Below are 5,032 nucleotides of genomic sequence, written 5' to 3' on the forward strand. Positions count from 1 at the left end.
GCGTGACGCCCGGGCCTCGCTGGCCGCGCTCGACGAGGCCGATGCGGCGCTCTCCCGCCCGGCCGCGCCGCCGCCCGGCATGCGCCCGGCTTCACCGCCGCCCCCTGCGGGCTCCATGCAGCCCCCGTCTCCGGGCAGCCTGTCGCCCCCGATGCGCTGAGGCTGGGGAGGGCCGGCCGGGCAGGTTCCCGGACCGGCCTCCGCCCGAACGGCTGTCCGGGAAGTTTTCTTGATCTTTCCCGGATGGCGGGCTCCGGACCGGCTTCCCAGGGCGCGCTTTCTGGGGTCTGATACGGCCGGAGCCCGCCTTTCCCGACCTTGGGAACAGGCGCGCGCGTCTGTGGCGAGCCCGGTGCAAGGCTTCAACCCTCGCTTTTTGCCGCACGGTCGCCTATTTGTGTGCCGCAACATGGCGCTGTCGGGGCATTTCCGGCTTGCGCAACGCTACCGGGACATCCCTGCTCATGGAACTTCGCAACGTCGCGATCATCGCGCACGTCGACCACGGCAAGACCACGCTCGTCGACAACCTGCTGAAGCAGGCCGGCGCCTTCCGCGCCAACCAGGCCGTGGCCGAGCGCGCCCTCGACCGCAACGACCTGGAGCGCGAGCGCGGCATCACCATCCTCGCCAAGTCCACGGCGGTGGAGTGGAAGGGCGTCAAGATCAACATCGTGGACACGCCGGGCCACGCCGATTTCGGCGGCGAGGTCGAGCGCATCCTCTCCATGGTCGATGGCGCCATCGTGCTCTGCGACGCCGCCGAGGGGCCGCTGCCGCAGACCAAGTTCGTGCTGACCAAGGCGCTGGCCCGCGGGCTGAAGCCGATCGTGGTCATCAACAAGGTGGACCGCCAGGACGCCCGCCCGGACGAGGTGCACAACGAGGTCTTCGACCTCTTCGCCGCCCTCGGCGCGACGGACGAGCAGCTCGACTTCCATACCATGTTCGCCTCGGGCCGCCAGGGCTGGGCCGACCTGACGATGGACGGGCCGCGCAAGGACCTGTCGCCGATGTTCGACCTGATCCTGAGCCATGTGCCGGCGCCGAAGGTCGATCTCGACAAGCCCTTCGCCATGAACGCCTCGATCCTGGAGGCGGACAACTTCCTCGGCCGCATCCTGACCGGCCGCATCGAGCAGGGCACCGCCAAGGTGAACATGCCGGTCCGCGTGCTGCGCCAGGACGGCACGGTGGTCGAGACCGGCCGCCTGACCAAGCTGATGACCTTCTCCGGCCTGGACCGCGTGCCGGTGGAGGAGGTGCAGGCGGGCGACATCATCGCCATCGCCGGCCTGTCCGACGCCACCATCCCGGACACCATCGCCTCCCCCGAGGTGACGGAGCCGCTGCCGGCCATCCCGGTCGATCCGCCGACCCTGAGCATGACCTTCCGCATCAATGACGGCCCGCTCGGCGGCCGCGAGGGCAAGAAGGTCACCTCCCGCCAGATCCGCGACCGTCTCTTCAAGGAGACCGAGGGCAATGTCGCGATCCGCGTGAAGGACAGCGAGGAGGCCGACAGCTTCGAGGTTTCCGGCCGCGGCGAGCTGCAGCTCGGCGTGCTGATCGAGACCATGCGGCGCGAGGGCTTCGAGCTCACCATCGGCCGCCCGCGCGTGCTGACCCGCGAGAACGAGGAGACCGGCGAGCGCGAGGAGCCCTTCGAGGAGGTGCTCGTCGATGTGGACGAGGAGTTCTCCGGCGTCGTCGTGGAGAAGCTCTCCATGCGCAAGGGGCAGATGCAGGACATGCGCCCCTCGGGCGGCGGCAAGGTGCGCCTCACCTTCCACATGCCCTCGCGTGGCCTGATCGGCTACCACGGCGAGTTCCTGACGGACACGCGCGGCACCGGCATGATGAACCGGCTCTTCCTGGGCTATCAGCCCTGGGCCGGGCCGATCGAGGGCCGCCGCAACGGCTCGCTGATCAGCAATTCCGATGGCGAGGCGATCCAGTACGCCCTGTTCTACCTGCAGGAGCGCGGCACGCTCTTCGTCGATCCGGGCGTGAAGGTCTATGTGGGCCTGATCCTCGGCGAGCACTCCCGGGACAACGACCTGGAAGTGAACCCGATCAAGGAGAAGAAGCTCACCAACATCCGTGCCGCCGGCAAGGACGAGGCGCTTCTCCTGACCCCGCCCCGCCGGATGAGCCTGGAGCAGGCCATCGCCTATATCGAGGAGGACGAGCTGGTGGAGGTGACGCCTTCGGCGATCCGCCTGCGCAAGCGCTACCTCGACCCGCATGAGCGCAAGAAGCACGCCCGCCGCTCGGAGAGCGCCGCGGCGTAACAGCCGGGGCCTTTGTGCCCCGGTCGATTTCGGAAAGGGCGGCGCATCGCCGGATGCGCCGCCCTTTCTGTTTCGGGCGCCGCCCTGTCCCCGGGCGGGCCGCCACGAGGCGCGGCGCCCAGGGCCGGCGGCCGCCGCGCCTGGATCAGGCGAACTCGCCGCGCAGGAAGCCCAGTGCCGGCAGGGGGGACCATTTGCGTGGCAGGTCGGCGCGGCGGATCGGTGCCACGCTGTAATGCGGCACGGGCTGCTGGCTGCTGCGCAGGAAGGTGGCGTAGGCGCGGACCTGTTGCTCGCGCCAGCTGCGGTCCGCCAGGGCGGCGTCGCGGCTGGCGTAGATGTTCGCGATGCGGCTGGTCTTGCCGACCGAGGCGATCACCGCCCAGATCTTGTCTTCCGGGGAACCGCGGAGGGAGGGACCCTGTGCGGGCCGCAGACTGACGACTTCGCTCATTCCCCGCATCTAAGCGCGCCCCGGCACCGGCCAAAAGGGGGGATCGCGCTCAGTTCAGCCTTTGCCGCAGCTCCTCGATGAGCTGGCGGATGCGGTCGGCGGATTCGCCCGCGCCGGCCAGTTCCAGGAAACGCTCCAGGCTGGCGATGGCGGCGCCGATGCGGTCCAGGCGCTGGTTCATCAGCCCGGCCTCCCGCCACAGGCCGGCGGCATCGGGGGCGAGGCGCAGCATGTCCTCGGTGCAGGAGAGGGCGCCCGGCACGTCGCCGGCGCGCAGGCGGCGCAGCTTGATGTTGTTCTGCAGGCGCAGCAGCACCGCGCGCTTGCCCATCGGCGCCAGCAGGCCGGGGCGCAGCTCGGCGCGCTCCCCCTCGACGGCCTTGAGCAGGTTCCGCAACTCGCGCGGACCCAGGGACTGGCCGCCGGAGAAGGGGTCCGTCACCACCTGGCCGCGCCCGCCCTCGATCCCCAGCAGGAAATGGCCGGGGAAGTCGATGCCGTGCGCGCCCCAGCCGGCGGCTTCCGCCGCGTGCAGCCAGAGGATGCCGAGCGCCACCGGCAGGCCGCGCCGCCGCTCGGTGACGCGGATCAGGTTGGCGTTGGAGAGGTCGTCATAGCTCTCGGTATCGCCGCCATAGCCACCCGCGCCGTGGATCACCCGCACCAGCAGGGCGCGGCGGGCTTCCGGGTCGCCGCCATCCGCCTCGGGATCGGCCATGGCGGCCTGGACCACCTCGCGCGCCAGGGCGGAGAGGATCTGTTGCGCGGCCTGCCAGTCGGCCTCCGGCGCGTCGATGCGCGCGAACTGGAGGGCCACGGTGACGAGGTCCAGCTCCGGGTCGGGCAGGCTGCCGGCCGCATCGAGCGCGGCCCGGGCCTCGGCGGCGCTCATGCCGGAGGAACAGCCGAAAAGGGCGCCGGCGGGGTCACGGCCTCCGCTCAGCCTTCGGCCGGGGAGAGCATCCGCCCCAGCGGCCTGCCGCCGAAGAGATGGACATGGAAATGCGGCACCTCCTGCCCGGCATTCTCCCCCATGTTGGACAGGGTGCGATAGCCCGGCTGCTCCAGGCCCAGATCCCTGGCCACCTTGGCCACGGCGCGCCAGAAGCCCGCGATCTCGGCCTCGCTGGCCTTGCCGGCGAAATCCGCCAGCGAGACGTAGCGGCCGCGCGGGATCACCAGAACGTGCACGGGCGCCTGCGGCGCGATGTCGTGGAAGGCGACGGCCCACTCATCCTCGTGGATCGTCTTGGCGGGCAACTCGCCGCGCAGGATGCGGGCGAAGATGTTGCCGTCATCATAGGGCGGAAGGCCGCTGACGGGCATGGTTTGCTCCTCCGGACATATCCCTCTTTCCTGGGACGCGTCCGGCCTGGACGCAAGAGGGGCGCAGCCGTCAGTCAGGGCAGCTTGGTGGTACGGGCCGCGCGCAGGACACCCTTGGGCCGGGCGGCCTTCTCGGCGATGCCGCTGATGCCCTCGCGCCGCGTCAGCTCGCCCCAGACCTCCTCGGGGCGGATGCCCGCATCCACCCAGACCACGATCAGGTGATAAAGCACGTCGGCGCTTTCCAGCACGGTGGCGTGGCGGTTGCCGAGCGTTGCCTCGATCACGCATTCCACGGCTTCCTCGCCCAGCTTCTGGGCGACCTTGGCGGTGCCGCGCGCCATCAGCCGGGCGGAGTGGGAGGCGGTCACATCCCCGGAGACACGGCGCTGCTCCACCGTCTGCCAGAGCCGTTCGAGGATCGTCACATCGCCCCGCGCCGGCACGTCGAGCGGCTGGAGGTGCTTCTTCTCCGCTGCCCGGGCGCGCTTGGCGGGCGGCAGCGGCACGGCCGGCAGGGTTTCCGGCAGCGGCAGGGCGGGCGCCTTCTTCTTGCCCTTGGCGGCCGGCTTGGGCTTGCCCTTCGCGGCCGGGATGGCGACGCGCTTCTTCTTGCCCTTGGCGAGATCCTCGCGGGCGCTCTTGCTGTCCTTGGCCATGTCAGGCGGCCTCCGCCTCGCTGGGCGGGCGGACCGGCAGGCCGGCGGCGGCCAGCGCCGCCTTGGCTTCCCCGATCCGCATCTCGCCGTAATGGAACACGCTGGCGGCGAGCAGGCCGGTGGCCCCGGCCCGCGCGCCCTCCACGAAATGGGTGACGTTGCCGACGCCGCCGGAGGCCACCAGCGGCAGCCGTACCGCGGCGCGCACGGCGCGCAGCAGATCCAGGTCGAAGCCGGACTTGGTGCCGTCGCGGTCCATGGAGGTCACGAGCAGCTCGCCCGCCCCCAGTTCCTGTCTC

Annotated in this window: 6 protein-coding genes; 1 reads left to right on the plus strand and 5 read right to left on the minus strand. The window is 71.0% G+C overall.

Going from position 1 to position 5,032, the window contains the following annotated elements:
• The first annotated feature begins 464 nt into the window (after positions 1–464).
• Positions 465–2,294: a translational GTPase TypA gene (typA, locus tag ROTAS13_RS19100; RefSeq protein WP_019461467.1), complete on the plus strand. Its 1,830-nt coding sequence runs from the start codon at positions 465–467 to the stop codon at positions 2,292–2,294.
• A 145-nt stretch (positions 2,295–2,439) separates the two neighbouring features.
• Here the strand turns inward: typA and ROTAS13_RS19105 are convergent, their stop codons facing one another.
• The 5 genes from ROTAS13_RS19105 to ROTAS13_RS19125 all read right to left on the minus strand — a co-directional run.
• The gene (locus ROTAS13_RS19105) at positions 2,440–2,748 is read right to left on the minus strand and encodes a hypothetical protein (protein ID WP_019461466.1); all 309 of its coding nucleotides are present in this window, start codon (positions 2,746–2,748) and stop codon (positions 2,440–2,442) included.
• A gap of 49 nt (positions 2,749–2,797) precedes the next feature.
• Complete coding sequence (locus tag ROTAS13_RS19110) at positions 2,798–3,640, minus strand: SirB1 family protein (protein ID WP_075823123.1); 843 nt, start codon at positions 3,638–3,640, stop codon at positions 2,798–2,800.
• A gap of 47 nt (positions 3,641–3,687) precedes the next feature.
• Complete coding sequence (locus tag ROTAS13_RS19115; protein ID WP_019461464.1) at positions 3,688–4,074, minus strand: histidine triad nucleotide-binding protein; 387 nt, start codon at positions 4,072–4,074, stop codon at positions 3,688–3,690.
• Between the two features lie 74 nt (positions 4,075–4,148).
• On the minus strand, positions 4,149–4,733 hold the full coding sequence (locus tag ROTAS13_RS19120) for a phosphoribosyl-ATP diphosphatase (RefSeq protein ID WP_019461463.1): 585 nt from the start codon (positions 4,731–4,733) through the stop codon (positions 4,149–4,151).
• Between the two features lies 1 nt (position 4,734).
• On the minus strand, positions 4,735–5,032 hold a 298-nt coding region (locus ROTAS13_RS19125), incomplete at its 5' end, for a HisA/HisF-related TIM barrel protein (protein ID WP_253187714.1).

It is taken from the genome of Roseomonas sp. TAS13, from assembly GCF_001950415.1.
Lineage (GTDB): Bacteria > Pseudomonadota > Alphaproteobacteria > Acetobacterales > Acetobacteraceae > Roseomonas > Roseomonas mucosa.

Coding starts and splice junctions, on each gene's coding strand:
- typA (WP_019461467.1), top strand. CDS start 465: ATGGAACTTCGCAACGTCGCGATCATCGCGCACGTCGACCACGGCAAG.
- ROTAS13_RS19105 (WP_019461466.1), bottom strand. CDS start 2,748: ATGAGCGAAGTCGTCAGTCTGCGGCCCGCACAGGGTCCCTCCCTCCGC.
- ROTAS13_RS19110 (WP_075823123.1), bottom strand. CDS start 3,640: ATGAGCGCCGCCGAGGCCCGGGCCGCGCTCGATGCGGCCGGCAGCCTG.
- ROTAS13_RS19115 (WP_019461464.1), bottom strand. CDS start 4,074: ATGCCCGTCAGCGGCCTTCCGCCCTATGATGACGGCAACATCTTCGCC.
- ROTAS13_RS19120 (WP_019461463.1), bottom strand. CDS start 4,733: ATGGCCAAGGACAGCAAGAGCGCCCGCGAGGATCTCGCCAAGGGCAAG.